This is a genomic window from Nocardioides sp. P86, from assembly GCF_023712465.1.
GTDB lineage: Bacteria > Actinomycetota > Actinomycetes > Propionibacteriales > Nocardioidaceae > Nocardioides > Nocardioides kribbensis.
On record NZ_JAMAYE010000003.1, the window covers coordinates 435,273 to 459,532 of the forward strand.

Annotated in this window: 19 protein-coding genes; 7 read left to right on the top strand and 12 right to left on the bottom strand. The window is 73.4% G+C overall.

The features are described 5' to 3' along the window. The first annotated feature begins 236 nt into the window (after positions 1–236). Together M3673_RS15465 and M3673_RS15470 are read left to right on the top strand one after the other, a co-directional pair. Positions 237–1,718 (top strand): aldehyde dehydrogenase family protein, encoded by a 1,482-nt coding sequence (locus tag M3673_RS15465; protein WP_251534706.1) that lies wholly within the window; start codon positions 237–239, stop codon positions 1,716–1,718. 98 nt (positions 1,719–1,816) lie between these two features. Then, complete coding sequence (locus tag M3673_RS15470) at positions 1,817–2,953, top strand: NDMA-dependent alcohol dehydrogenase (RefSeq protein ID WP_056903115.1); 1,137 nt, start codon at positions 1,817–1,819, stop codon at positions 2,951–2,953. Positions 2,954–3,040: 87 nt separating this feature from the next. Here the strand turns inward: M3673_RS15470 and M3673_RS15475 are convergent, their stop codons facing one another. Genes M3673_RS15475 through M3673_RS15485 form a run of 3 tightly spaced genes read right to left on the bottom strand, consistent with a single transcriptional unit; the run spans position 3,041 to position 6,517 of the window. Further along, positions 3,041–3,823, bottom strand: a complete 783-nt coding sequence (locus tag M3673_RS15475; RefSeq protein ID WP_251534708.1) for an SDR family oxidoreductase — start codon at positions 3,821–3,823, stop codon at positions 3,041–3,043. Next, positions 3,820–5,538, bottom strand: coding sequence for a class I adenylate-forming enzyme family protein (locus M3673_RS15480; RefSeq protein WP_251534710.1), 1,719 nt, complete (start codon positions 5,536–5,538; stop codon positions 3,820–3,822). The genes M3673_RS15475 and M3673_RS15480 overlap by 4 nt, the downstream gene beginning before the upstream one ends. 4 nt (positions 5,539–5,542) lie before the next feature. Further along, on the bottom strand, positions 5,543–6,517 hold the full coding sequence (locus M3673_RS15485; RefSeq protein WP_251534712.1) for an enoyl-CoA hydratase-related protein: 975 nt from the start codon (positions 6,515–6,517) through the stop codon (positions 5,543–5,545). 194 nt (positions 6,518–6,711) lie between these two features. Here M3673_RS15485 and M3673_RS15490 point away from each other — a divergent pair, with 194 nt between their 5' ends. Beyond that, a complete protein-coding gene (locus tag M3673_RS15490) occupies positions 6,712–8,358 on the top strand; it encodes an NAD(P)/FAD-dependent oxidoreductase (protein WP_251534714.1) in 1,647 nt (548 codons plus the stop codon). Here the strand turns inward: M3673_RS15490 and M3673_RS15495 are convergent. Genes M3673_RS15495 through M3673_RS15505 form a run of 3 tightly spaced genes read right to left on the bottom strand, consistent with a single transcriptional unit; the run spans position 8,349 to position 10,833 of the window. Further along, the gene (locus tag M3673_RS15495) at positions 8,349–9,314 is read right to left on the bottom strand and encodes an alpha/beta hydrolase (protein WP_251534716.1); all 966 of its coding nucleotides are present in this window, start codon (positions 9,312–9,314) and stop codon (positions 8,349–8,351) included. The two genes, M3673_RS15490 and M3673_RS15495, sit on opposite strands and share 10 nt — an antisense overlap. Before the next feature lie 2 nt (positions 9,315–9,316). Then, positions 9,317–10,039, bottom strand: a complete 723-nt coding sequence (locus M3673_RS15500) for a TetR/AcrR family transcriptional regulator (RefSeq protein ID WP_251534718.1) — start codon at positions 10,037–10,039, stop codon at positions 9,317–9,319. Positions 10,040–10,071: 32 nt separating this feature from the next. Then, on the bottom strand, positions 10,072–10,833 hold the full coding sequence (locus M3673_RS15505; protein WP_056863047.1) for an SDR family NAD(P)-dependent oxidoreductase: 762 nt from the start codon (positions 10,831–10,833) through the stop codon (positions 10,072–10,074). 190 nt (positions 10,834–11,023) lie between these two features. Between M3673_RS15505 and M3673_RS15510 the strand changes: the two genes are divergently transcribed. Genes M3673_RS15510 through M3673_RS15520 form a run of 3 tightly spaced genes read left to right on the top strand, consistent with a single transcriptional unit; the run spans position 11,024 to position 14,888 of the window. Beyond that, positions 11,024–12,181 (top strand): substrate-binding domain-containing protein, encoded by a 1,158-nt coding sequence (locus tag M3673_RS15510; RefSeq protein WP_056863048.1) that lies wholly within the window; start codon positions 11,024–11,026, stop codon positions 12,179–12,181. Further along, on the top strand, positions 12,178–13,878 hold the full coding sequence (locus tag M3673_RS15515) for a sugar ABC transporter ATP-binding protein (RefSeq protein ID WP_251534720.1): 1,701 nt from the start codon (positions 12,178–12,180) through the stop codon (positions 13,876–13,878). Before M3673_RS15510 ends, M3673_RS15515 begins: the two co-directional genes overlap by 4 nt. Continuing rightward, complete coding sequence (locus tag M3673_RS15520; RefSeq protein ID WP_251534722.1) at positions 13,875–14,888, top strand: ABC transporter permease; 1,014 nt, start codon at positions 13,875–13,877, stop codon at positions 14,886–14,888. The genes M3673_RS15515 and M3673_RS15520 overlap by 4 nt, the downstream gene beginning before the upstream one ends. Positions 14,889–15,068: 180 nt before the next feature. On the opposite strand, the gene M3673_RS15525 is transcribed toward M3673_RS15520, so the two are convergent. From M3673_RS15525 to M3673_RS15535, 3 genes are all read right to left on the bottom strand, one after another. Beyond that, positions 15,069–15,881 carry a vWA domain-containing protein gene (locus M3673_RS15525; RefSeq protein ID WP_251534724.1) on the bottom strand — a complete coding sequence of 271 codons (813 nt, stop codon included), beginning with the start codon at positions 15,879–15,881 and terminating at the stop codon, positions 15,069–15,071. 146 nt (positions 15,882–16,027) lie between these two features. Beyond that, complete coding sequence (locus M3673_RS15530; protein WP_251534727.1) at positions 16,028–17,002, bottom strand: MoxR family ATPase; 975 nt, start codon at positions 17,000–17,002, stop codon at positions 16,028–16,030. A gap of 7 nt (positions 17,003–17,009) precedes the next feature. Beyond that, positions 17,010–18,122, bottom strand: a complete 1,113-nt coding sequence (locus M3673_RS15535) for an NDMA-dependent alcohol dehydrogenase (RefSeq protein WP_056863050.1) — start codon at positions 18,120–18,122, stop codon at positions 17,010–17,012. Positions 18,123–18,401: 279 nt separating this feature from the next. On the opposite strand from M3673_RS15535, the gene M3673_RS15540 reads away from it, so the two are divergent. Further along, positions 18,402–20,087, top strand: coding sequence for a sigma-54-dependent Fis family transcriptional regulator (locus M3673_RS15540; protein ID WP_251534729.1), 1,686 nt, complete (start codon positions 18,402–18,404; stop codon positions 20,085–20,087). A gap of 43 nt (positions 20,088–20,130) precedes the next feature. Here M3673_RS15540 and M3673_RS15545 read toward each other — a convergent pair whose 3' ends face one another. The 3 genes from M3673_RS15545 to M3673_RS15555 form a co-directional block, all read right to left on the bottom strand. Beyond that, the gene (locus M3673_RS15545) at positions 20,131–21,441 is read right to left on the bottom strand and encodes a hypothetical protein (RefSeq protein ID WP_251534731.1); all 1,311 of its coding nucleotides are present in this window, start codon (positions 21,439–21,441) and stop codon (positions 20,131–20,133) included. 14 nt (positions 21,442–21,455) lie between these two features. Then, on the bottom strand, positions 21,456–22,577 hold the full coding sequence (locus M3673_RS15550) for an SPFH domain-containing protein (protein ID WP_251534733.1): 1,122 nt from the start codon (positions 22,575–22,577) through the stop codon (positions 21,456–21,458). A 138-nt stretch (positions 22,578–22,715) separates the two neighbouring features. Next, complete coding sequence (locus M3673_RS15555; protein WP_251534734.1) at positions 22,716–24,191, bottom strand: YdiU family protein; 1,476 nt, start codon at positions 24,189–24,191, stop codon at positions 22,716–22,718. Between the last annotated feature and the right edge of the window lie 69 nt (positions 24,192–24,260).

Below are 24,260 nucleotides of genomic sequence, written 5' to 3' on the forward strand. Positions count from 1 at the left end.
GCGGCCCCCGAGGTGCTGCGGGCGGCGGTGCGCGCTGCGCGCCTGCCCTCCTCCGGCCGCCCCGAGGGCGCTGGGAAGGGAGGCCGCCCGCCCTTCCCGGACTTTTGTCAACACCAGGGTTGACGCCCGCACTTCAGGGTGGTGTGATCGACACCACAGCCCGGCGCACGACTCGGAGTGCCCCTGGCGACACGCAGCCATCCGGCCCGCCAGGCCCTTCGCGAAGGACGCTTTCCATGTCGCAGAGCACGCTCGCCAGCCCGACCCTCGAGGCGATGCTCGCCGGCCTCCGTGCCGACGAGGTCGTCGACGCCACAGCCCTCTACATCGACGGGCGGTGGGTCGCTTCCGACGCGCCCGGGCGCATCGAGGTGCGCAGCCCGGTCACCGAGCAGGTCATCGCCGAGGTCGCCGAGGGCGCCGTCGCCGACGTCGACAAGGCCGTCGCCGCCGCGCGGGCCGCCTTCCCCGCCTGGGCGGCCCTGGCCCCCTCCGAGCGGGCGGCCTACCTCACCCGGACCTCCGAGCTGCTCGTCGAGCGGATGGAGGCCCTCGCCGAGCTCGGGTCGCGGGACATCGGAGCCCCGCTCGAGGCGGTCAAGGCCGTGCAGCTGGGCCTGCCGATCTTCAACTTCGGCTACTACGCGGACTTGGCCACCTCCTACGACTTCGAGGGCACCGAGATCGGGAACTCCCTCATCGTGCGCGAGCCGGTGGGCGTGGTCGGCTGCATCACGCCGTGGAACTTCCCCCTGCACCAGGTGGCCCTCAAGGTGGCCGCGGCCTTCGCCGCCGGCTGCACCGTGGTGGTGAAGCCCACCGAGGTCACCCCGCTCCTGGTGGTGGCCCTGGCCGAGATCTTCGACGAGATCGGCCTTCCGGCCGGTGTCTTCAACATGGTCCACGGCAACGGGCCCGGGGTCGGCGAGGCTCTCGTCGCGCACCGCGACGTCGACATGATCTCCTTCACCGGCTCGACGCGAGCCGGCAAGCGGATCGCCGAGGTCGCCGCCGGCACGGTGAAGCGGGTCGCGCTCGAGCTCGGCGGCAAGTCGGCCAACGTCATCCTCGACGACGCCGACCTCGAGCAGGCCGTCACCGGGGGACTGGCCAACGCCTACCTCAACTGCGGCCAGGCCTGCACCGCGCTCACCCGGATGCTCGTGCCGGCCTCGCGTCTCGCCGAGGTCGAGGAGATCGCCACCCGTGTCGCCGCGACCTACACCACGGGCCCGTGGGACCAGGAGTCCAGCGTGCTCGGCCCGCTGGTCAACGCCACCCAGCACGAGAAGGTGCGGGGCTTCATCCAGACCGGCATCGACGAGGGCGCGCGCCTGGTGGTCGGGGGCCTGGAGAACGAGCACGAGAGCGGTTACTTCGTGGCGCCGACGATCTTCAGCGACGTCACCAACGACATGACCATCGCCCGGGAGGAGATCTTCGGCCCCGTGCTCTCGATCCTCCCCTACTCCGACGAGGAGGAGGCCGTCGCGATCGCCAACGACACCGACTACGGCCTCGCCGGCGCGGTGTGGTCCGGCGACGACGAGCGAGCGCTGCGCGTGGCCAAGCGGCTGCGAGCCGGCCAGATCGAGGTCAACGGCGGAGCGTTCAACCCCGCGGCTCCGTTCGGCGGCTACAAGCAGTCGGGCCTGGGCCGCGAGGCCGGCCCGGCGGGCATCGAGGAGTTCCTCGAGACCAAGGCCATCCAGCGCTGAGCGGGGCCGCACCGCGGCGCCGACCGGCACGACGTACCAGCCAGCACGACCCTCTCGGGACCACCCAGCACCGTCAGGACCGACCAAAGGACAAGCGCGTGAAGACCAAAGCAGCAGTGTTGTGGGGAGCCGACCAGGACTGGCAGGTCGAGGAGGTGGAGCTCGGCGACCCGGTCGCCAACGAGGTGCAGGTGCAGCTCGCCGCCTCCGGCCTGTGCCACTCCGACGAGCACGTGCGCGTCGGCGACATCCCGATGGTGGAGCCCGGCGCGTTCCCCTTCATCGGAGGGCACGAGGGCGCGGGGGTCGTGACCAAGGTCGGCCCCGGGGTCACCAGCGTCAAGGAGGGCGACCACGTCGTCCTCGGCTTCATCCCCTCCTGCGGGCAGTGCGCAGCCTGCGCCCGCGGTCACCAGAACCTCTGCGACCTCGGTGCGACGCTGCTCACCGGCCAGGCCATCGCCGACAGCACCAACCGCATCCAGGTGAAGGGGCAGAACGCCTCGCCGATGTGCCTGCTCGGCACCTTCTCGCCCTACGTCACCGTGCACGAGGCCTCGGCGATCAAGATCCTGCCCGACATCCCGCTCGACAAGGCCGCCCTCGTGGGCTGCGGTGTCACCACCGGATGGGGCTCCTCGGTCTACGCCGCCGACGTGCGGGCCGGCGAGACCGTGGTCGTGGTCGGCGTCGGCGGCATCGGCGCCAACGCCGTGCAGGGCGCCCGTGCTGCCGGCGCCCGTCACATCGTCGCGATCGACCCCGTGCCGTTCAAGCGTGAGATGGCGATGAAGCTCGGCGCCACCCACGCCTACGCCAGCATCGAGGAGGCGACGGCGCCGGTCACCGACCTGACGTGGGGTGCGATGGCCCAGAAGGCGATCATCTGCGTGGGCCGGATCCGCGGCGAGGACATCGCCGGCACCCTGTCGCTGGTCGGCAAGGGCGGCACGGCGGTCGTCACCGGCATGGGCTCCATGCTCGACACCGACGTCAGCCTCAGCCTCTTCGAGCTGACCCTGCTCCAGAAGCGGCTGCAGGGCGCGATCTTCGGCTCGGGCAACCCGCGCTTCGACATCCCCAACCTGCTGCGCCTCTACATGGAGGGCGAGCTCATGCTCGACGAGCTGATCACCACCCGCTACCGCCTGGAGGACATCAACCAGGGCTACGCCGACATGAACGCCGGCACCAACATCCGCGGCCTCATCGAGTACGGCCCCGCCGACTGGTGAGTCGGCCCCGGGTCCCGGGGGAAGCAGCGGCCCGGTCGTCCTCGGACGACCGGGCCGCTGTGCGTGTGCGTCGGGCCCGCCCCGGCCTCAGCCGTGGGGACCGCCGGCGACGTAGAGGACCTGGCCGGTGACGAAGCCGGATCGCACGTCGGCGAAGAACGACACCGCCTGGGCGATGTCGTCGGGCGCGCCGGCCCTCCCCACCGCGATCCCGGCCACCTGCTCGGAGACCAGGTCGTCGAAGGACACGCCGGCGCGCTCGGCCAGGGCCCGCGTCATCTCGGTGACGGTGAAGCCCGGCGCGACGGCGTTGACGGTCACGCCGTAGCGACCCAGCTCGAGGGCGAGGGTCTTGGTGAGACCCTGGAGCCCGGCCTTGGCCGCGGAGTAGTTGGCCTGGCCCACGGTGCCGAGGGCGGCGATCGAGGACAGGTTGACGATGCGGCCCCAGCCGCACGTGGTCATGTGGCGCTGGGCCTCCCTGCTCATCAGGAACGCGGAGCGCAGGTTGACGTCGACCACGGTGTCCCAGTCGTCGAGGCTCATCTTGAAGGCGAGGCCGTTGCGCAGGACCCCCGCGTTGTTGACCAGCACCAGCGGGGGACCGAGCTCCTCGGCCACCCGGGCCACGCCGGTGACGACGGTGTCCTCCCGCGACACGTCGGCCCCGACGGCCAGCGCTCGCCGGCCCCGTTCCCTCACACGAGTCACGGTCTGCGCGCACGCGGCCTCGTCGAGGTCGACGACAGCGACGTCGTGTCCGTCGTCGGCCAGACGCACGGCGATCTCGGCGCCGATGCCGCGGGCCGCCCCGGTCACGATCGCGACCGGGGGCCCTGCGGGCTCCTTGCCGGCCGCCTCGCGGGTCACGACGCGGCGCCGGTCGGCTGGAGCTCGGCGCGGGCGCGCTCGGCGAGCAGGAACTTGCGGGGCCGCCCGCTGGGGGTGACCGGCACCTCGTGGGCGCCGATGGCCACCACGTGCCGGGGGACCTTGAAGCGGGCCAGACGGGCGGTGCACAGGGCGAGGAGCTCGTCGACGTCGACGGCGCGGCCGGGGCGCAGGACGACGTAGGCGACGCCGACCTCGCCCATCCGCCGGTCGGGGAGCGGCACGACGTGGGCCTGGTTGACGGCCTCGTGCGAGGTCAGCACGTCCTCGATCTCCTTGGGCACGACCTGCTCTCCGCCGCAGCGGTAGCAGTCCTTGCTGCGTCCTACGAGCGTGAGGTAGTCGTCGGCGTCGAGGCGGCCCAGGTCGCCCGTGCGGAGCCAGCCGTCGGCGGTGAAGGCGGCGGCGTCCTCCTCGGGCTTGCGGTGGTAGCCGGGGGTGACCCCGGGCCCGCGCACCTGGAGCTCGCCGACCTGGTCGACCCCGAGCACCGCGCCGGTGGCGGGGTCGACGACGCGGTAGACCGCGAGCCGGCCGCCCAGGGCGGGGTCGCCGGCGACGCCGACGTCGCGCAGCCTGCCGTTGGTGCTGAGGCGGCGCTCACGGGGGTCGTCGGGCCGGGTGACGGTGGTCGAGGCGGTGGTCTCGCTCATCCCGTAGCCCGTGGTGAGCTCGAGGGGGCCGAGGACGGCCTCGATCCGGTGCCACAGTCCGGTGGGGGAGACGCCGCCGGAGGAGATCATGGAGCTCAACGACGACAGGTCGTGGACCGGCCCACCCGTCTCGACCTCGTCGAGCAGGGCCTGGGTCATCGTCGGGATGAGCAGCACGTCGTCGACGTGGTGGCGCTCGATCGCCGCCAGCGTCGCGGCAGGGGTGAACGTCAGCTGTGGCACGATCGAGCCGCCGACGAAGAGCGTCGCGAGCAGGCCCTCGACGTAGCCGTAGACGTGGTACATCGGCAGGGAGAACAGCACCCGGCGACCATCCTGGAAGGCCCGGCCGAAGGCACTGCCGTACGCCGTGCGCAGCAGCATGTCGTGGGTGAGCAGCACGCCCTTCGGGCTGCCGGTCGTGCCGGACGTGTAGAGCACGTCGGCGGGGGCGCCCGGACCGGTCGAGGTCACGGGCTCCCAGCCCTCGTCCGTGCCGCCGAGCTCCTCGACGGTGCGGGCTCCGGGGCGCGGCGTGCGTCCCTCCCCGGTCAGGACGAAGACCGCCCGCAGGTCGGGCAGGTCGGCCCCTCCTCCACCGGACTCCCAGCCGGGGGCGAGGTCGTCGAGCATGTCGAGGTAGTCGAGGTCTCGGAACGCGTCCATCGTGACCAGCGCCGAGGCACCCGACTGGCGCAGCACGTAGCCCAGCTCGTCGCGGCGGTTGAGGAAGTTCACCGGCACCGCGGTGGCCCCGGCGCGCGCGATGGCGTACTTGAGCGCCACGAACTCCGGGTGGTTGGCCATGACCAGGGCCACGAGGTCCCCGGGGCGTACCCCGGCGGCGACCAGGCCACGCGCCAGGCGACGTGACCAGTCCGCGACCTCGCGGTAGGTCCAGCTGCGGTGGTCGGTGACGACGTAGGGGCGGTCACCGAACTCCTCGACAGCGGCGTCGAGCTGCTCGTCGAGGCGTCGCGCGACCCAGGCCGGGTGCCGCCCCTCGAGCGCCTCCTGGCGCTCGGCCACGCTGGGGAGCATCGGCTCAGCCCTTCCCGTTCTGCGCGGCCGCGCCCTGGTCGGCGCGGGTGCGGAGGTGGTCGTCGTGCTGCTCGTCCTCGCGGCCGCCCTGCCGACCGCGCGAGGCCTGGTAGGCGTCCCAGTAGGTGCGGTGGTGGGAGAAGGGCTCATCGCGGTCCTCGACCGCGGCGCGCACCCCGTGGGCGTCCTGGAACCGCTTGAAGTCCGCCATCGCAGGCCCGGCGATGGCCATGGCGTCGGCGTCGTTGGCGGCCGCGATCGCCGAGGCGATGCCCATGGCGTCCCACCACCGGTTGGTGGCCTCCTTGTGGGAGTAGAGCATCTCCAGCGGCACGTGCGCGATGCGCTCGGCGTAGGCCATGGCCACGTCGAGCACCTCCTCGGCGGGCACGGCGCGGTTGGCGAGCCCGAGCTCGGCGGCCTCGGTGCCGGTCATGCTGTCGCCGGTGAACAACCACTCCTTGGTCTTGCGCATGCCCAGGTGGACCGGCCACAGACCGAACGTGTGGATCTCGCCCATGGTGCGGGCCTCGGGCTGCCCGAACTGCGCGTCGTCGGCGGTGAAGACGATGTCGAGCACGCCGGCGAGATCGAGCCCACCGGCGACACACGCCCCTCGCACGACCCCGACAGTGGCCTGGCGGATGCGCCACAGGCGCATCCACCTCTCGCGGGACTCGTGGAACTCGCGCCTGGAGAAGATCGGCGCACGCCGGTGGGGGCGGCTGTCCTCGGGACGCGAAGGCTCCCCGCTGCCCCACAGGTAGCCCCACTCGGTGAGGTCGTAGCCGGTGCAGAAGTTCTTGCCATTGCTCTTCACGACGAGCACGCGGGTGTCGTCGTCGCGGTCGAGGTCGTCCATGACGAGGTCCATGTCGTCGCGCATCTGCCGGCACAGGGCGTTGCCACGGTCGGGGCGGTTGAGGGTCATCGTCGCGATGCGGTCGGACTTCTCGTAGACGAGCGTCTCGAGCTCCATGGGTGGCCTTCCTGTCTGCTCGTCGTCGGCTCGGCCGACGCGGCGCTGGGTGATGCACGTCACTGCGGATCAACATAAGCGTTGACGCAGGGTGTCGCAAGGAGTCCCCCTGTCCCGTCAACAAGTGTGTTGACCGAGCGGATCGCGATGGCTACCGTCGGTGTTCCGGAGCACGACGAGCGAGGAGACCGGCTGTGGTGGACCCTGTGGTGGACGTGACCGAGGTCGACGTCGTGGTGGTGGGGGCCGGCTTCGCCGGTCTGCGTGCCCTGCACACGCTGCGCGGGGCGGGCCACTCGGTGGTGGTGCTCGAGGCGGGCGACGACATCGGCGGCGTCTGGCAGTGGAACCGCTACCCCGGTGCGCGCTGCGACGTGGAGAGCTACGACTACTCCTACGGTTTCTCCTCCGAGCTCGAGCAGGAGTGGCGCTGGAGCGAGCGCTACGCGACCCAGCCCGAGATCCTGCGCTACATCCACCACGTGGCCGAGCGCTTCGACCTGCGTCGAGACGTCCGCCTCGGCCAGCGGATGGTCGACTCCACCTGGGACGACGCGAGCGCCCGCTGGTCGGTGAGCACCGAGAGTGGCGGGGCCTGGAGGTCCCGCTTCCTGGTCATGGCCACGGGGCAGCTCTCGACCACCAAGACCCCGAGCCTGCCCGGCCAGGACGACTTCCGCGGCCAGGTGCTGCTCACCGCGCAGTGGCCCCGCGAGGGCGTCGACCTGTCCGGCAAGCGGGTCGGGGTGATCGGCACCGGGTCGTCCGGCATGCAGCTGATCCCCGTCGTCGCCCAGGAGGCCGCCCACCTCACGGTCTTCCAGCGCACCCCCAACTTCAGCGTGCCGGCCACCAACGGGCCGATCAGTGACGAGCGTGACGCCGAGGTCAAGGCGTCCTACGCCGAGCGCCGCGAGGCCTCGCGCAACTCGCCGAGCGGTCTCGGCACCATCCCCATCAGCAGGACCTCCGCGCTCGAGGTGAGCGACGCCGAGCGTCGCGAGCGCTACGAGGACTACTGGGCCACCGCCGGCTTCGGGTTCGCGCTCGTCTACTACGACATCCTGCGCGACCGGGCCGCCAACGACACCGCCGCCGACTTCATCCGGGAGAAGATCGCCGCCAAGATCGACGACCCCGTGCTGCGCGAGAAGCTGATGCCGCGCGACTTCCCCTTCGCCGCCAAGCGCCCCTCGGTCGACAGTGGCTACTTCGAGACCTTCAACCGCGACGACGTCACGCTCGCCGACATCCGGGAGGATCCGCTGCAGGCGATGACCCCGACCGGGCTCCGCACGGCGAGCGGTGCGGAGCACGACCTCGACGTCGTCGTCTTCGCCACCGGCTTCGACGCCCTCACGGGCTCCCTGCTGCGTCCGACCATCACCGGTCGGGGTGGGCTCACGTTGAAGGAGAAGTGGTCGGCCGGGCCGGTCACTCAGCTCGGGCTGTGCGTGCACGACTTCCCCAACCTGTTCATCGTCGCAGGTCCGGGCAGCCCCTCCCTGCTGAGCAACGTGCTGCTGTCGACCGAGCAGCACGTCGACTGGATCGCCGCGCTCCTCGCCCACCTGGAGTCCGTCGGCGCCGACGTCGTCGAGGCGACCGAGGCGGCCGAGCAGGCGTGGGTGGCCCACGTGAACGAGCGGGCCCAGGAGACGCTCTACCCGCTCGCCACGAGCTACTACAACGGTGACGAGGTCGAGGGGAAGCCTCGGGTCTTCATGCCCTACCCCGGTGGCGTGCGCGCCTACCGCAGGATCCTGGAGCGGGTGGTCGACGAGGGCTACTCCGGCTTCGAGCTCTCCTCGAGCCGCGAGCGGGAGCCGGCTCAGGCCTGAGCCGACCAGGTCGGACCAGCGCCGCCGGCGCAGGTCGCGGCCAGGAGCTCCGTCAGCTCGGCGGCCTGGCTGAGCGCCGCGTCCATCCACCAGAATCCGTGCGCCGCCCCGGCGTACGTCGTCTCCTCGACAGCGACGCCGGCCTCGGCGAGACGCGCGGCGTAGTGCAGCGCCTCGTCGCGCAGCGGGTCGAGCTCCGCGGTCACGATGGTGGTCGGCGGGAGGCCGCTGAGGTCCTCGGCCAGCACGGGCGCCGCGCGCGGGTCCCGGCCGGCCGCGGGCGAGGGCAGGTAGAGGTCCCAGAACCACGCCAGCTCCCGCGCGGTCATGAGCGGTCCGTCGGCGCGGCGGCGGTAGGAGGCGTAGGGCGTGTCGAGGGCGGGGTGCAGGCACGGGTAGACGAGCACCTGCGCCCGCACGGCCCCTGGGCTGTCGCGCAGCTCGAGCGCCGTCGCGGCGGCGAGGTTGCCACCCGCGCTGTCGCCGACCAGCACCAGCGCCTGTGCGGGGTCGCCCCCGACCGCGGCAGGGTCGGCGGCGAGGGCGCGCGCGGCCGCGACGCAGTCGAGCAGCGGGCCGGGGAAGCGGGTCTCCGGTGCCCGGCGGTAGTCGAGGGAGACCACGACGCAGCCGCTCGCGGCGGCCAGGGCCCGGCACGGACGGTCGGCGGCCTTGAGTCCGCCGAGCACGAACCCGCCACCGTGCAGGTAGAGCACCAGCGGGGGCTGCTCGTCGGGCGAGGGGTGGTAGACCCGGGCGGGCAGCAGGCCGGCGTCTCCGGGCAGCAGCACGTCGCGCACTCCGGCGACCGGGGTGGCCGGGTGCTGCAGGCGCAGCACTCCGTCGAGCAGCGCGCGGGCGTGCGGCACGCTCACGGTGTCGTAGGTCGGCACGGCCAGCTCGTCGAACTGGGCCACGAGGCGCGCCACGTCGGGGTGGGCGGTGGGCTCCGCCACGCTCACCTCACCTCCACGCCGTCCAGGAGCATGCTGGCGTAGGACTCCCCGATGGTGGCGGCGTCGACGGCGGAACGCTCGGGGTTGAACCAGCGGTTGGTCCAGCTGACCATCCCGATCAGTCCGTAGGCCATGACCCGCGGGTCGGTGACCGGACGCAGGGTGCCCTCCTCGACGCCCTGGGTGACGATCGCGGTGACGGCCTCCTCCCAGCGACGGTTGACCTTGCGCATCTCCTCGGCCCACTCGCGTCGCGCCTCGGCGACGTGGGCGAGGTTCTCCTGGAGGTAGACGTAGAGGAACGGGTAGTTCTCGGCGTAGCTGACCATGAGCGAGGTGATCAGCTCGCGCAGCTTCGCGGGCGCCGGCTGGTCGGAGTCGCGGATGCCCTCGGCGACCTTGAGGTTGGCCTTGACGACGTCGGTGACGACCTCGTCGAGGAGCTCCTCCTTGCTGCTGACGTAGTAGTACAGGCTGGCCCGCTCCGTGCCGACGGCCTCGGCGATGTCGGCCAGCGACGTGCCCTGGTAGCCGCGGACCTTGAAGACCTGTGCGGCGGCGTTGATGATCTCGGTCCGTCTGAGGCTGTAGCCGCCCTTCTTGCGTCCTCGCGCGGCGGCCCGGCGCCGGCCGATGCCGCTGTCGTCGGGGTCGGCGGCGGGAGGGTCGGCCGGAGGCGGGTCGCCCGCGCCGCTGGACAGGGGAGGGGTGCGGTCGTCGCTCACGTCGGGCACCCTAGTGCGCCGCGCCGTGGCGCTCACCCGATCACGTACCCACCGTCGACCACCACGGTCTGCCCCGTGACGTAGCCGGCGGCGCTGCTGGCCAGCCACACCAGCGTCGCGGCGACCTCCTCGGGGTCGCCCTGGCGACCCACCGCGACCCGCTCCAGCTGGGTGTCGACGTAGCCCGGTGCGTAGCCGTCGCTGATCTCGGTCTCGAAGAAGCCGGGCGCGATGGCGTTGACACGGATCCCCTTGCGGCGGGTCCACTGGTTTGCCAGGTCGCGGGTGAGACCGATGAGCGCGGCCTTGCTCGAGGCGTAGGCGGCCTGGGGGAGGGGCTGGGGGCGGAGTCCGATGACGCTGGAGATGTTGACGATGCTGCTCCCGGGGCGCATCACCCGGCCACAGGCCTGGGCCATCCAGTAGGCACCTTCGAGGTTGGTCGCGAGCACCTCGCGGAACTGCTCCGGTGTCTCCCGTGTGGCGGGGTGCGCCGTGCCCACGCCAGCGTTGTTGACCAGGACGTCGATGCGGCCCAGGTGCTCCATGGCGGTCTGCGCGAGTGTCGTGCAGGCCGTCGGGTCGGTCACGTCGGTCGCGACCGGCACCGCCCGGCGCCCCTCCGCCTCGACGAGGAGGGCGGTCTCGCGCAGCCGCTCCTCACGTCGACCGGCGAGCACGACGTCGGCGCCGGCCTGGGCGAGGGCCACGGCGAAGGCGACCCCCAGCCCTGAGGAGGCGCCCGTGACGACGGCGACCTGGCCGTCGAGCCGGAACCGGTCGAGAACGCTCATGCGGGTGCTCCTCCTTGTCGCCCGGCGGGCGTGGGTCGACGGTAGGACCGACGTCGACCCAGGTCAACACGTTCGTAGATTTAGTCAACACGGCAGTTGACAGTCGGATCGCAGGCTGTTGTGATGCACGACACATGACGCGCCGCCAGGCTCGTCGCCGTGCTTCTCGGGCCTTCGAAGGGACCCACCGATGACCAACCACCACGCACGACTGCGCGGCATGGCGGGGATCGCCGCCGCCGGGATGCTGATCCTCGGCGCCTGCGCCGCTCCCGAGGACTCCGCAGGAGCGCCGGAGGCCGCGGCGACGGCCGAGGCCGGGTCGGCCGCCGAGGCCGAGGTGAGCGCCGCCCAGGAGGTGGTGACCCCACTCCTGGAGACGCCCAGCACCATCAACCAGACCGAGCCGATCACCGGCGACACCTCCAGCGACAAGCCCTTCGTCGTCATCACCTGTGAGCTGCCCCAGTGCCAGCTGATCTCCGACGGCACCCTCGAGGCCGCCGAGGCCATGGGGTGGGAGACAGAGCTGCTGGCCTACAAGACCACCGACGGCGCCACGCTGACCTCGGCCATGAAGGAGGCGCTGACCTACGACCCCTTCGCCGTGGCCCCGATCGGCTTCAGCCAGACGTTGTGGCAGCCCCTCGTCCAGGACTTCGAGGACGCCGGCGTGATCATCACCCCGGTCGCCGTGGGCGACACCGAGCCGGGCGGCCCCGTCACGCAGGGCTCGGCCAGCCAGCTCGACTACGCGGCCTCCGGCAAGGCCATGGCCGCCTGGGTCACCGCCGACTCCGCGGCCGACGCCACCATCCTGCTCCAGGACGTGCCGGCCTTCGCGGTGCTCGCCGCCTACGGCGACGGCTTCCGCGAGGGCATCGCGGAGTACTGCTCGGGCTGCACCATCACCGAGCTGGAGAACGCCCCTGCCCAGCTGGCCTCCAACGGCATCGTCCCGTCGGTGGTCTCGGAGCTGCAGAAGAAGCCCGACATCGACTACGTCGTCTCGACCGACACCGCCTTCCTCGCCGCAGGCCTGCCCAGCGCCCTCGAGGCCGCCGGCATCAGCGGGGTCAAGGTGGTGGGCGGCTCGCCCGACATCAACAGCCTGCAGGGTGTCGTCAGCGGCGACATCGCGGCGGTGAGCGCCACCGCCGAGGATCAGTACGGGTGGACCGCGGTCGACATCGTCGCCCGCACCATGACCGGCATGGACGTGCCCGAGGCCGACGGAGGTCGCGTGCAGATGATCGCCGTGCAGGACAACGTCGGCACGCCCTCTCCCGCCGGGCTCGGGTTCCCCGAGGACTACCGCGAGCAGTACAAGGCGCTGTGGGGCAAGTGAGCACCGGGACCTCCTCCGCGACGGCCGGGACGGACTCCGCCCCGGCGCTCGACATCGTCGGTCTCACCAAGACCTTCGTCGGCGGTCACGCGCTGCGCGACGTCGACCTGCGCATCGGCGCGGGGGAGGTCCACGCCCTGCTGGGCGAGAACGGATCGGGCAAGTCCACGCTCATCAAGACCCTCTCGGGCTTCCACCGCCCCGATCCCGGGGCCTCCATCCGCATCGGCGGCGAGGAGCTGGTGACGGGCAGCGCGGCGTCGTCGTACGCCCTGGGTGCGCGCTTCGTGCACCAGGACCTCGGGCTGGTCGAGGACTGCTCGGTCAGCGACAACCTCGCCTTCGGCCCTGGCTTCCCGACGCGCTTCGGGACGATCCGCGGCCGCGCGGCCCGGGCACGGGCCGCCCGCGCGCTGGAGTCGGTGGGCGTGGAGGTCGACCCCGACCGTCACGTCGGCCGGCTCTCCCCGGCCCAGAAGACCGGCGTCGCCGTCGCCCGCGCCCTGCTCGACGACGAGTCCAGCCCTGTGCACCTGCTGGTGCTCGACGAGCCCACCGCACGACTGCCCGAGCACGAGGTCGAGGCCCTCCTCGGGATCGTCGGCCGGGTCTCGGCACGCGGCATCGGCGTCCTCTACGTCACCCATCGCCTCGACGAGGTCTTCGCCGTCGCCACGGCGGCCACCGTGCTCCGCGACGGGGTGCGGATGACGACCCAGCCGGTGGCCGGCCTGACCCGCGACTCCCTGCTGCACCACCTGCTGGGCGCTGCGCTCGAGGCCCAGGAGCGGCCGCCACTGCGGTCGGACCCGGCCTCCGAGCCGACCCTCAGCGTGACCGGCCTGGGCTCGGAGAGCCTGCACGGGATCGACCTGGAGGTCCGTCCCGGCGAGGTGGTCGGCATCGCCGGGATCACCGGCTCGGGGCGCGACTCGCTCCTGGGCACGGTCTTCGGGGCACGGCACCGCGACCACGGCGAGGTGAGGGTCGCGGGGCGACGGGTCGGGGCCGACCGACCCGACCGTGCGATGGCCGCCGGCGTGGCCTACGTGCCGGCCGAGCGGAAGCTCGAGGGCTGCTTCGTCGACCTGCCCGCCCGCGAGAACATCGGGTTCGGCAGCCTGCGCAGCCTGTGGCGCGGCGCCGGTCTGAGTCGACGCCGTGAGCGGGACCTGGCCACGGACTGGTTCGAGCGGCTCGACGTGCGGCCCCGGTCCGGCACCGAGCGGGCGATGTCGACCTTCAGCGGAGGCAACCAGCAGAAGATCGTCTACGGCAAGTGGTTCGAGCGTCGGCCGGCGCTCTTCCTGCTCGACGAGCCCACCCAGGGTGTCGACGTCGGCGCCAAGGCCGAGCTGCACCGCGCGCTCTTCGAGGCCGCGGAGCGGGGCGCGGCCGTGCTGGTCAGCTCCAGCGACACCGAGGAGCTGATCGCTCTCTGCGACCGGGTCCTCGTGCTCAGGGTGGGGGAGCTGGTCGAGGAGCTCGTCGGCGACGAGATCAGCGCCCACGCCCTGACCCGAGCCTGCCTCGGCATCGAGCCCGACCAGGCCTCCGACCTCATGGAGGTGATGGAGAGCGAAGGCGACCCGGCCGACCTCCGCCACCCCCACCTCACGACACACCCGCCCGACCACCCTGTCGACCACCGCTCCGACCGTGCGGCGGTCGGCAGCCTCGAAGGAGATCTGCGATGACCCGGCTCCCGCGCGGCCTCGGCCTCGAACGCTTCAGCGGCCTCTACCTGTGGGCCGTGCTCATCGTGGTCTTCTCGGTCTGGCAGCCGCTCTACTTCCCGACCATGGCGACGGTGCACTCGATCGCCGCCGACCGGTCGATCGCGGCGATGCTGGCCCTCGCGATCCTGGTGCCGCTGGCGTGCGGTGCCTTCGACCTCTCAGTCGGCGCCACGGCCAACATCTCGACCATCTCCGCGGTCATGCTGGTCAACGACGACTGGGCGTGGCCGACCGTGGTCGTGGTGTGCACGCTGCTCGGCACCCTCATCGGAGCCGTCAACGGCTTCATCGTGGTCAAGCTCAAGGTGAGCTCCTTCATCACCACGCTCGGCACCTCGTCGATGATCGCGGCCTTCCAGATCATCATCACCGACAACGCCCAGCCGCTCCCACCGATCAACGCCTCGTGGGCCGCGTTCACCCAGTCCACCATCCTGGGCTTCCAGGTGGTCGTGGTCTACATGCTGATCCTGGCCGTCCTGCTGTGGTGGGTGCTCCAGCACACCCCGGTGGGCCGCTACCTCTTCGCCATCGGCAGCAGTCCGGAGGCGGCACGCCTGTCCGGCGCGCGAGTGGACCTCTACACGTGGCTGGCCCTCATCGCCTCCGGCACCATCGCGGGTCTCACCGGGGCGATCTACGCCTCCCTCGCCGGGCCGTCGCTGACCTACGGCGCCTCGCTCCTGCTGCCCGCCTTCGCGGCGGTCTTCCTCGGGTCCACGCAGGTCATCCCGGGCCGCTTCAACGTCTGGGGCACGGTGCTCGCCATCTTCGTGCTGGCCACCGGGGTCAAGGGTCTCCAGCTGGCCACCAACGCCCAGTGGCTCGACCCGATGTTCAGCGGCGGTGCGCTCGTCGCCGCCGTCGCCGTCGCCCTCGGACGCCAGCGAGCGGCCGAGGAGAAGGCCCGTCGCAAGCTCGTCAGGGGGGAGGCCCCGAGGGACGCCCGTGTGGCTGCCGCTCCGTGAGGCCCGGTGGCGCTCACCGGAGGGCTGCCGTCAGTCGCGTGACGTTGTCGACGCAGCGCATCCGGGCGGATCTGAGCGACCACGCCTCGAGGCCCAGCCACGGGGTCAACAGCACGAGCAGCAGCCAGGCCGTGCCCGTCGAGGGCTTGCGGTCGCCGGGGCTGCCGGGCGAGGCGCGGTCTAGGGCCGGTCGTCGGCGAGGAGACGGTTGAGGGCGCGGGGCACGTCGAGCACGCCGCCGACGCTGGCGCAGCGCCCTCCGGCACCCAGGGCCAGGCGGCGGGCCTCCTCGTCGTCGTCGGCCGGGGCGAGGACGACCAGCTCGTCGAGCCGGCTGGCCGCGGGCACGGCGTCGTCGTCGGTGGTGCGGCAGTCGGAGAGCAGCAGGGTGACCCGGCGGCGGGCGGTGGCGCGCGAGAGCTGGAGCCGCGCGGCGTCGAGGGCGGCGGGCAGGGCGGTGGTGCCGTGGCCGCGCAGCGCGAGCACCGTGGCGATGGTCTCGGTGGCCGGGCGGCGCGCGGTGAGCGGGGCGAGGACGTCGACGCCGGAGGCGAAGGTCAGCACGGCGTGCTCGCGCGGAGCCATGCTGGCGCACGCCGCGGTCGTGACGGCGGCGGCGGTCAGGCGGGCGCCGTTCATGGACCCCGAGCGGTCGACCACGAGGCACAGCGCGAGGTCGGGGCGGGCCCAGTCGGAGGAGACCAGCTCGTCGAGGCGCGGCATGCGGCCCTCGGCGCGGGCGCCGACGACGGCCTCCATCGAGCGGTCGAGGTCGAGGTCGCCGCCCGCCACGGCGGGGCGCGTGCGCCGGCGGGCGACCCCGGCCGACCGGGGGAGACCACGACGGGTCTGGTCGAGCACGAGGCGGGGGGCCAGCCGGCGTACCTGGGCGCGCAGCGCCTCGTCGGTGGCCCGCGACATGTCGACCAGCAGGGTGAGGGTGAGGTCGGGGTCCTCGCGCAGCGCGGCGTCGAGGGCGTCCTGGTCGAGCACGCCGGTCTCGGGGGAGAGCTCGGCGAAGCGGGGGTTGCGGGCCAGCTCCGAGCGCCCGGTGGTGCGCTCGTTGCGCAGTCGCTCGCGGGGCTGCGGCTTGGAGGGGGCCGAGGGTGAGGGGGGCGAGCCCGCCGGGGTGGGCGGGCTCAGGGTTCCCCCGGCCCCGCCTCCCCGCTGTCGGGCGCGCCGTCGGGCGGGTCGGTCTCCGGGGGCGGCCCGAAGACACGGGTCCACAGCTCGGTGACGACCTGCTCGGGGGTGCGGCCGCAGCCCTCGTGCAGCCTGACCCGCCCCGTGAGCGAGGCCTTCGCGGCGGCCAGGCCGACGTGCCACTCGGTGGCCGGCACGCCGCGCAGGGCGGCCAGCTCGACGGTGATCCGGGCCACGTCGATCGCGCCGCGCACCGAGGAGCCCCACTCGAGGTCGGGGTGCTCGCGGGTGGCGCGCACCAGCTCGACGACCTTCGCCTCCCACTCCGGACCGGCGGCGCCGCCGGTGCTGCCGGCGCTGCCGGGGGCGCCGGTGTGCAGCGCCACGATGGCGCGCTCGGCCTCGGCGGGCTGGTAGCCCATCGAGATCCGGCAGGTGCGGTCGTAGAGGGCGCTGGAGACCCGCGCGGTGCCGATCGCGTCGAAGGGGTTCATGGCGGCGACCAGGCCGAAGCCGGGCGCGGCGACCACGCAGCCCAGGCGGGGCACGGTGATCTCCTTCTCCGACATCGCGGCCAGCAGGACGTTGAGGGTCTCCTCCGGGATCCGGTTGAGCTCCTCGACGTAGAGCAGGCCTCCCGAGCGCATCGCGGCCAGCAGCGGCCCGTCCTCGAAGATCTCCGGGCTGTAGCCGCGGGCCAGCACCAGCGCGGGGTCGAAGTGGCCGACCAGCCGCGCGGGGGTCAGCTCGGCGTTGCCCTCGACGAGCACGAAGGGGATGTCGCGCTCGCGCGCGACCTGGCGCAGCAGGGTCGACTTGCCGGTGCCGGGCGGTCCCTCGAGGAGCACGTGGGCGCCGCTGCGCAGCGCCGCCTGGAGCACCTGGGCCTCCTCGGAGCGGTCGACCGCGGCCACGGGCGCGACGGCGTCGGCCGTCGCGCCCGCGGTGACCGGGGTGGGGTGGTCGGGCACGGGCCGCTCAGTGCTCGTGCACGACGACGCCGCGCACGTTCTTGCCGGCCAGCAGGTCGTCGTAGCCCTCGTTGACCTGGTCGAGGCGGTAGGTGCGGGTGATGATCTCGTCGAGCTTGATGTCGCCGCTCTGGTAGAGCCCGAGGATCTTCGGGATGTCGGTCGTGGGGTTGCAGTCGCCGAAGAGGCTGCCCTTGAGGGTCTTGCGGTAGAGGGTCATGATCGAGCCCGGCAGCTCGATGTTCTGCTCGTCGAGCTTGTTGAGCCCGGTCAGCACGACCGTGCCGCCCTTGCCGACGGCGTTGAAGCCGCTGGCCACGATCTCGGAGGTCATCAGGCCCGGGGTGAGGATGGCGGAGTCGGCCATCTGGCCGCGGGTGAGGTCGGTGATGGTGTCCTGGGCCTCCTCGGCGCTGGCGAAGGCGTGGGTGGCGCCGAGCTCCATGGCCTTCTCGCGCTTGTTCTCGAGTGGGTCGACGACCACGATGTTCTTCGCGCCGCTGAGGCGCGCGCCCTGCACGGCGTTGATGCCGATGCCGCCGATGCCGAAGATCGCGACCGTGTCGCCGGCGCGCACGCCCGCGGTGTTGACCGCCGCGCCCCAGCCGGTCGGCACGCCGCAGCCCACCAGCACCGCCTTCTCCAGCGGCAGGTCGTCGTCGACCTTGACGCAGGAGTTCTGGTGGATCACGCCGTACTGGCTGAAGGTGCCGAGCATGCACATCGCGCCGTACTGCCCGCGCGGGCCGGTGATCGGGAAGCGCTCCCCGGGCAGGTAGCCCTCGAGGATGGTGGCGCCCATGTCGCAGATCGACTGCTGGCCGTTGGCGCAGTAGCGGCACGACCCGCAGTTGGGGATGAAGGAGCAGACCACGTGGTCGCCGGGCTGCACGCGCGTCACGCCCGGCCCGACCTCCTCGATGATCCCGGCGCCCTCGTGGCCCAGCACCATCGGCAGGCGCGCCTCGAGGTCGCCGTGGGCGATGTGCACGTCGGAGTGGCACAGCCCGGCGTGGGTGTAGCGGATCAGCACCTCACCGGCCTGGGGGCCGTCGAGGTCGAGCTCCTCGATCTCGATCGGCTTGCCGGGCTCGTAGACGACGGCGGCGATGGTCTTCATCGGTGGCTCCTCTGGGGTGTACGGCGGTCCGCCGGGCGTCCGCGGCGGCGCAGCGGCCGGGCGCGGGTCGTCGGGCGACGTGACGGGAGCCACACCATGGCAAGCCGGAGGCGGGGCGACTGTTCAGTCTCTGCACACTCCGTCGCACCCCGGGTCCGGCATCGGGGTGGCGCCACGCCGCCGCGGGGTCGGGCAACCGCGGACCAACCTCGACCGCGCAAGGTGTGACCTGCGACACACGTCGACCGCCCGTGACCGTCGGCGGGCCCGGGAGGACCGATGAGGCGCACCAGCGGCGCGGCTGCCGGCCCCGGCCTGCCCCCCGCGACCGGGGCGCCCGGTGTGCGCGAGGAGATCGCCTCCTCCTGGCGCCGTGTGCGCCTCACCGGTCTCGACCCCGCGGCGCCCGTGGACACCGACGCCGACGCGGGGGTGGAGACGGTCGCCGACGTCGGCAGCACGCTGCTGCGCGGCGCCGTGCCGGTGCTCGAGGACCTCGAGGAGGGGCTGCGCGGCAGCCGCTACTCCACCGTGCTCGTCGACCGCGACTGCCGCGTGGCCCGGCGCTGGTGCGACGACCCGCGGCTCGGCGAGGCCTTCGACTCCCTCGACGTGCGCGTCGGGGCCAGCCTGCTCGAGGAGCGCATCGGCACCAACGCGCTCGGCACCGCGATGGTCGCCCGCCACGGCGTCGCCGTGCACGGCAGCGAGCACTTCGTGGAGGCCCTGCAGGCCTTCAGCTGCTACGGCCACCCGATCCGTCACCCCCTGACCAAGCGGATCGAGGGCGTGCTGGACCTCACCGCGCTGCGCGAGCAGGCCAGCCCGCTGCTGGCGCCGCTGGTCTCGCGCGCCGTGCACGAGATCGAGCAGCGCCTCCTCGACGGCAGCCGGGCCTCGGAGAAGAGCCTGCTGGCGGCCTTCCAGGGCGCGGTGGGTCTGCGGCGTCGTCCGATCCTGGCCGTCGGCGAGGACATCGTGCTCTCCAACCACGCCGCCCAGGACCTGCTCAGCCCCGCCGACGTCGCCCTCCTGCGGGTGCTGGCCGACGAGCCCCAGCAGCGCGACCAGCAGGCCATCGAGCTGACCCTGGAGTCGGGCCAGCCGGTGAGCGTCGAGGTCACCCGCGTGAGCGGAGCCCGCCGCGGTGCGCTGCTGCGCGTCGACAAGGTGAGCGGTGCGCTGGCGCGGGCGGTGACCACCCGCAGCCGCACCCGTCGCGACCGGGTCGGCCCGCCCCGGCTCGTCGCGGGCGTCTCGGGCAGCGGCCGCACCACCCGCGCCCGCGCGCTGGCCGCCGACCACCTCCCCGTGCAGGTGATGCGACCCGCGACCGCGCTGCTGGAGGGCGCCGAGGAGTGGGCCCGACAGTTCGAGGCCGCCATGCGGCGGGGGTCGGGCACGGTCTGCGTCGACGGCATCGACCTGCTGCCCGACGCCCTGCTCGACGTCGTGACCGGGTGGGTCGACGCCCCCACCCGACCCGACCTCGTGCTGACCTCGGGCCCCGTCGCGGGGCTGCAGGGCGCGGCCGCCACGCTCGCGGGCATGGCCACCCGGCGCGAGGAGCTGGTGCCGCTGGCGGCACGCCGTCAGGACGTGCCGGAGCTCGCGGCCTCCATGCTGCGCGAGGTCGCGGGCGGGCGCCCCGTGCACCTGACACCACGCGTGGTCGAGGCCCTGTGCGCCCAGGCCTGGCCGGGCAACCTGCGCGAGCTCAAGGCCGTGGTGGTCCACCTGGCGCAGGCCCGCTCCACCGGCGGGCTGACCGTCGACGACCTGCCGGAGCAGTACCGCTCGGGTCCTCCCGCCGGCGCCCTCACCGCGCTGGAGCAGGCCGAGCGCGACGTCATCGTCACCGCGCTGCGCGACGCCGGCGGGGTCAAGGTGCGCGCCGCCGAGGCGCTCGGGCTCTCCCGCACCACGCTCTACGCGCGGATGCGGGCGCTGCGCATCAACGGTTGAGCCTGGATCGGGGCGCGGACCGGGGCGCGGACCGGGGCGCGGATCAGGGTCGGGTGCCGGGGGCGGGCGTCGGGGCGGTGCTGCTGTCGCCGGTGAGCACGAGGGCGGCGACGACGGCGCCGACGAGCAGCAGCGCCACCAGCACGGCGGCGAGGATCTTCGGCACGCTCCAGGGCCGGTCGCCTACGACCTCCCCGGTGGTGGCGTTGACCATCACCTGGTAGGTCGTGCCGCGGTAGAGGTAGCTGGCCAGCCAGAGCGGCATGAGCAGCAGCTTGAAGGTCGCCTGGGCGTAGGTGACGTCCATGTCGCTGACGCGCTGCTCGTCACCGCCGATGTCGCGGCGGCAGTCGTCCTCGATGACCTCGCGCATCTGGCCGCGGGCCTCCTTGGCGCCCGCCTGCGGGTCGACGTCGTAGCGCAGGGCGGAGTAGCCGGTGAGGTACTCCTGCTGGAAGGGGCGCGCGTCGGCCAGCGTCCAGGGCCCCATCTTCGCCAGCTTCCCCGGCTCCAGCCGCTCGCTGGCGACGACCAGGACGTCGTCGAAGCCGCGGGAGACGCGACCCGACGCGGGGTGCCACCGCGTCCGGCGCTCCTGGTAGGTCTCGGTCCTCGTGCCGCCCTTGCCGTCGGAGACCGTGCGGGTGCGGGTGACGTAGTAGTGCTCGCCGCGCTGGCCGGTGTAGTCGGTGACGGTCTGGGCGTCGAAGGTCCAGTGCGGCACGTAGGTGCCCTGGAGGCCGTGGGTCGAGCCGACCTCCTTCAGGGCCCCCGGGGCGAAGCGCCGCGAGCCGACCCACTCGCCGAAGGCCCGCTGGGCGCCCGACTCGTCGACGTGGAACGGGATGACCGCCTCGGGCGCCACGAGACCCTCGGGGTGCTCGACGACCACGAGGGCGCCGCTGCAGAACTGGCAGCGCCCGGCCAGGTCGACGGTCTCGGTGCGAGCGCCGCACCCGCCGCACTGGAGCACGTAGGCCCCGATCGAGGCCACCGTCGTGTCGCCGTTGTGCGCGCGCCACGCGTCGTAGGAGTGCTCGCGGATCGTGGCTCCGGTCGCGGCGATGGCGGTCTGCGCGCCGCACGAGCCGCAGCGCAGGGAGGTCGTGCCGGGGGCGAAGGCGACCTGCGCGCCGCAGCTGCCGCAGGTGGCGCTGAGCGTCGCCGCGCCCGGGGCCACCGGGTCGCTCGCGTCGACCGGGCCGACCGGGCCGACCGGGCCGACCGCGCCGGAGGGCGAGGTCGCGGGCGGCTCGGGCAGCGGCGGTGGCCCCGCGGCGGGCCCGCCGGGCAGCGGAGGGGGACCCGCCGGGTCGGCGGGCTGCTGGCCGGTGGGGGTCGGGTCGGTGGACACCGGGTCTCCTCGGCTCAGGCCTGGGGCGGCAGCGGCGGCGGCGTGGCGGCGAGGAGCGCGGACAGCGCCGGCACCTCGGCCGCTGCGGTCCAGGCGGTCATGCCCTGCTGCCAGACCAGGGTGGTTGCGGTGAGCTCGCCCGAGGCGACCCGGCCGGGCAGCTCGCCGGCGGGGACCGGTCCGACCTGCTGGCCGCCCACCGCCAGGAACCAGGGCTGGGCCGCCCCGGGCAGGGGCGGCGGACCCGGGGGAGCGGCCTGGGGAGCGGTCTGGGGAGTCGCCTGGGGGGTCAGGGCCTGGGCGATCTGCTGGCCCAGGGCGATGCCCATGCCCATGCCGAGGCCCTCGCCCGCGCCGCCGGGGTTGGTGGCGGCGTCGCCGATGGCGGTGGCGGCCTGGAACTTCGCGTACTGGTCGAGGCTGCCCAGCACCCCCATCTGCGTGCGCTTGTCGAGGGCGGCCTCGACCTCCGGGGGCAGCGAGATGTTCTCGATGACGAACTTCGGGATGCTCACGCCCATGTCGGCCAGGCTCGTGGTCAGCGTCCCGGCGAGGGTCGCGGCGATGGTCTGCTGCTGGGCGGCGAGGTCGAGCATCGGGAGCTGGGAGTTGGCCAGGGCCGTGCCGACCTGGCTGACGATGTTCTGCCGGAGGAACTCCGCGACCTCGTCGGTGCGGAAGTCGGGGTCGGTGCCGACGAGCTGGCGCAGCAGCGCGGCGGGGTCGACGACCTGGAGCGCGTAGGCCCCGAAGGCCCGCAGCCGCACCATCCCGAACTCGGCGTCGCGCACGGTCACCGGATTCTGGGTGCCCCACTTGAGGTCGGTGTAGAGCCGCGTGCCGACGAAGTAGACCTCGGCCTTGAAGGGGGACTCGAAGCCGTACTTCCAGCCCTTGAGGGTCGAGAGCACCGGCAGGTTCTGGGTGTCGAGGGTGTGGGTGCCGGGGGTGAAGACGTCGGCGATCTGGCCCTCGTCGACGAAGACGGCCACCTGGCCCTCGCGCACCATGAGCTTCGCGCCGTTCTTGATCTCGTTGCCCTGGCGCGGGAAGCGCCACACGATGGTGTCGCGGCCGTCGTCGAGGAACTCGACGATGTCGATGAACTGCCCGCGCACCTTGTCCATGAAGCCCATCGCCGTGTCGTCTCCTCAGCTCGCGCGCCGGCCCTGTGCCCGACCCGCCGAGCGTAGGGGGCCGGGGGCCGCCGCGCGGGCGAACTCCACAGGCGGTGTCGTGGGCGCAGGGTGGCCGCAGGGCGAGCGCCGTGCGGGCTAGGTGCCGCAGTAGGTGGTGTAGGCGCCGAAGTCGGGCGGTGCGGGGGCCGCGAAGGCCTCGAGGCCGGGGCGCTCGACGTAGGGCGACCGGACCGCGTCGAGCAGCCGCCCGAGCGGAGCGAGGTCGCCCGCGGTGGCGGCGTCGAGGGCCTCCTCGACCAGGTGGTTGCGCGGGACGTAGAGCGGGTTGACCCGGTCCATCGCGTCGGGGTCGGGCCCCAGCGCGCGCCACCGCTCGAGCCACGCGTCGAGCGCGGGCAGGTCGAGCACGACCCCGCGCACCGGCTCGGCGTCGCCGCGCGCCGCCGCCGACAGCGCCCGGTGGAAGGACGTGTGGTCGACCCGGCCGGCCTGCATGAGCGCCTGCAGGTCGGTGGCCAGCGCGAGCACCCTGTCGGGCGCCAGCCCCGCGGGCAGGCCGAGCTTGGCGCGCATCCCCTCGGTCCAGGCGGCGTCGTAGCGCGGGCGGAAGCCCCCGAGCGCCTCGACGGCCAGCGCCACGGCCTGCTCCTGGTCGTCGTGCAGCAGCGGCAGCATCGCCTCGGCGAGACGGGCGAGGTTCCACTCCGCGATCGGCGGCTGCTGGGCGTAGGCGTAGCGGCCGGCGTGGTCGATGGAGCTGAAGACGGTGGCGGGGTCGACGGCCTCCATGAAGGCGCAGGGGCCGTAGTCGATGCTCTCGCCGGAGAGGGTCATGTTGTCGGTGTTCATGACGCCGTGCACGAAGCCGAGCAGCATCCACCGCGCCACCAGGTCGGCCTGCGCGGCCACGACGGCCTGGAAGAGGGCGAGGTGGGGGTGCTCGGCGTCGGCGGCCGCCGGGTGGTGCCGCGCGATCGCGTGGTCGGCCAGACGCGCCAGCAGGTCGCGGTCGTCGCGGGCCCGGGCGAGCTGCACGCTGCCGACGCGCAGGTGGCTGGCCGCCGTGCGGGCCAGGACGGCGCCGGGCAGCACCCCGAGCTCACGGCGTACGCCGCGACCCGTGGCGACGACGGCCAGCGCGCGCGTCGTGGGCACGCCGAGCGCGTGCATGGCCTCGCTGACCACCAGCTCGCGCAGCATCGGGCCGACCGCGGCCAGGCCGTCGCCGCCACGGGCGAAGGGCGTGCGGCCGGAGCCCTTGAGGTGGAGGTCGACCAGGCGGCCGTCGGGGGCGGTGAGCTCGCCGAGCAGCAGCGCCCGGCCGTCGCCGAGGCCGGGGTTGAAGCCTCCGAACTGGTGCCCGGCGTAGGCCTGCGCGACGGGGTGGGCGCCCTCGGGCACCTCACCGCCGACGAGGAAGCGGACCCCCTCGGGCGTGCGCAGCCACTCCGGGTCGAGGCCGAGCTCGCGCGCGAGCTCCTCGCCCAGGTGCAGCAGCCGGGGCTCGGGCGCCTCCTCGGCCCGCCAGGGCCTGGCCAGCTCGGGCAGCGCGTCGGCGAAGACGTGGCCCAGGGCGGGCGCGGAGGTGCTCGTGACGCGTGTCGTGCTCATGCCTCGAGCCTACGAGGGCCCCCGGGAGGCCGGGCGCGCCGCGGATCGGGAGCCGTGCGACGACGGCGT

Excerpts from the sequence above, each read along its gene's own strand:
- M3673_RS15465 (WP_251534706.1), top strand. The coding sequence starts at position 237 with ATGTCGCAGAGCACGCTCGCCAGCCCGACCCTCGAGGCGATGCTCGCC.
- M3673_RS15480 (WP_251534710.1), bottom strand. The coding sequence starts at position 5,538 with ATGCTCCCCAGCGTGGCCGAGCGCCAGGAGGCGCTCGAGGGGCGGCAC.
- M3673_RS15485 (WP_251534712.1), bottom strand. The coding sequence starts at position 6,517 with ATGGAGCTCGAGACGCTCGTCTACGAGAAGTCCGACCGCATCGCGACG.
- M3673_RS15505 (WP_056863047.1), bottom strand. The coding sequence starts at position 10,833 with ATGAGCGTTCTCGACCGGTTCCGGCTCGACGGCCAGGTCGCCGTCGTC.
- M3673_RS15510 (WP_056863048.1), top strand. The coding sequence starts at position 11,024 with ATGACCAACCACCACGCACGACTGCGCGGCATGGCGGGGATCGCCGCC.
- M3673_RS15520 (WP_251534722.1), top strand. The coding sequence starts at position 13,875 with ATGACCCGGCTCCCGCGCGGCCTCGGCCTCGAACGCTTCAGCGGCCTC.
- M3673_RS15535 (WP_056863050.1), bottom strand. The coding sequence starts at position 18,122 with ATGAAGACCATCGCCGCCGTCGTCTACGAGCCCGGCAAGCCGATCGAG.
- M3673_RS15540 (WP_251534729.1), top strand. The coding sequence starts at position 18,402 with ATGAGGCGCACCAGCGGCGCGGCTGCCGGCCCCGGCCTGCCCCCCGCG.
- M3673_RS15550 (WP_251534733.1), bottom strand. The coding sequence starts at position 22,577 with ATGGGCTTCATGGACAAGGTGCGCGGGCAGTTCATCGACATCGTCGAG.
- M3673_RS15555 (WP_251534734.1), bottom strand. The coding sequence starts at position 24,191 with ATGAGCACGACACGCGTCACGAGCACCTCCGCGCCCGCCCTGGGCCAC.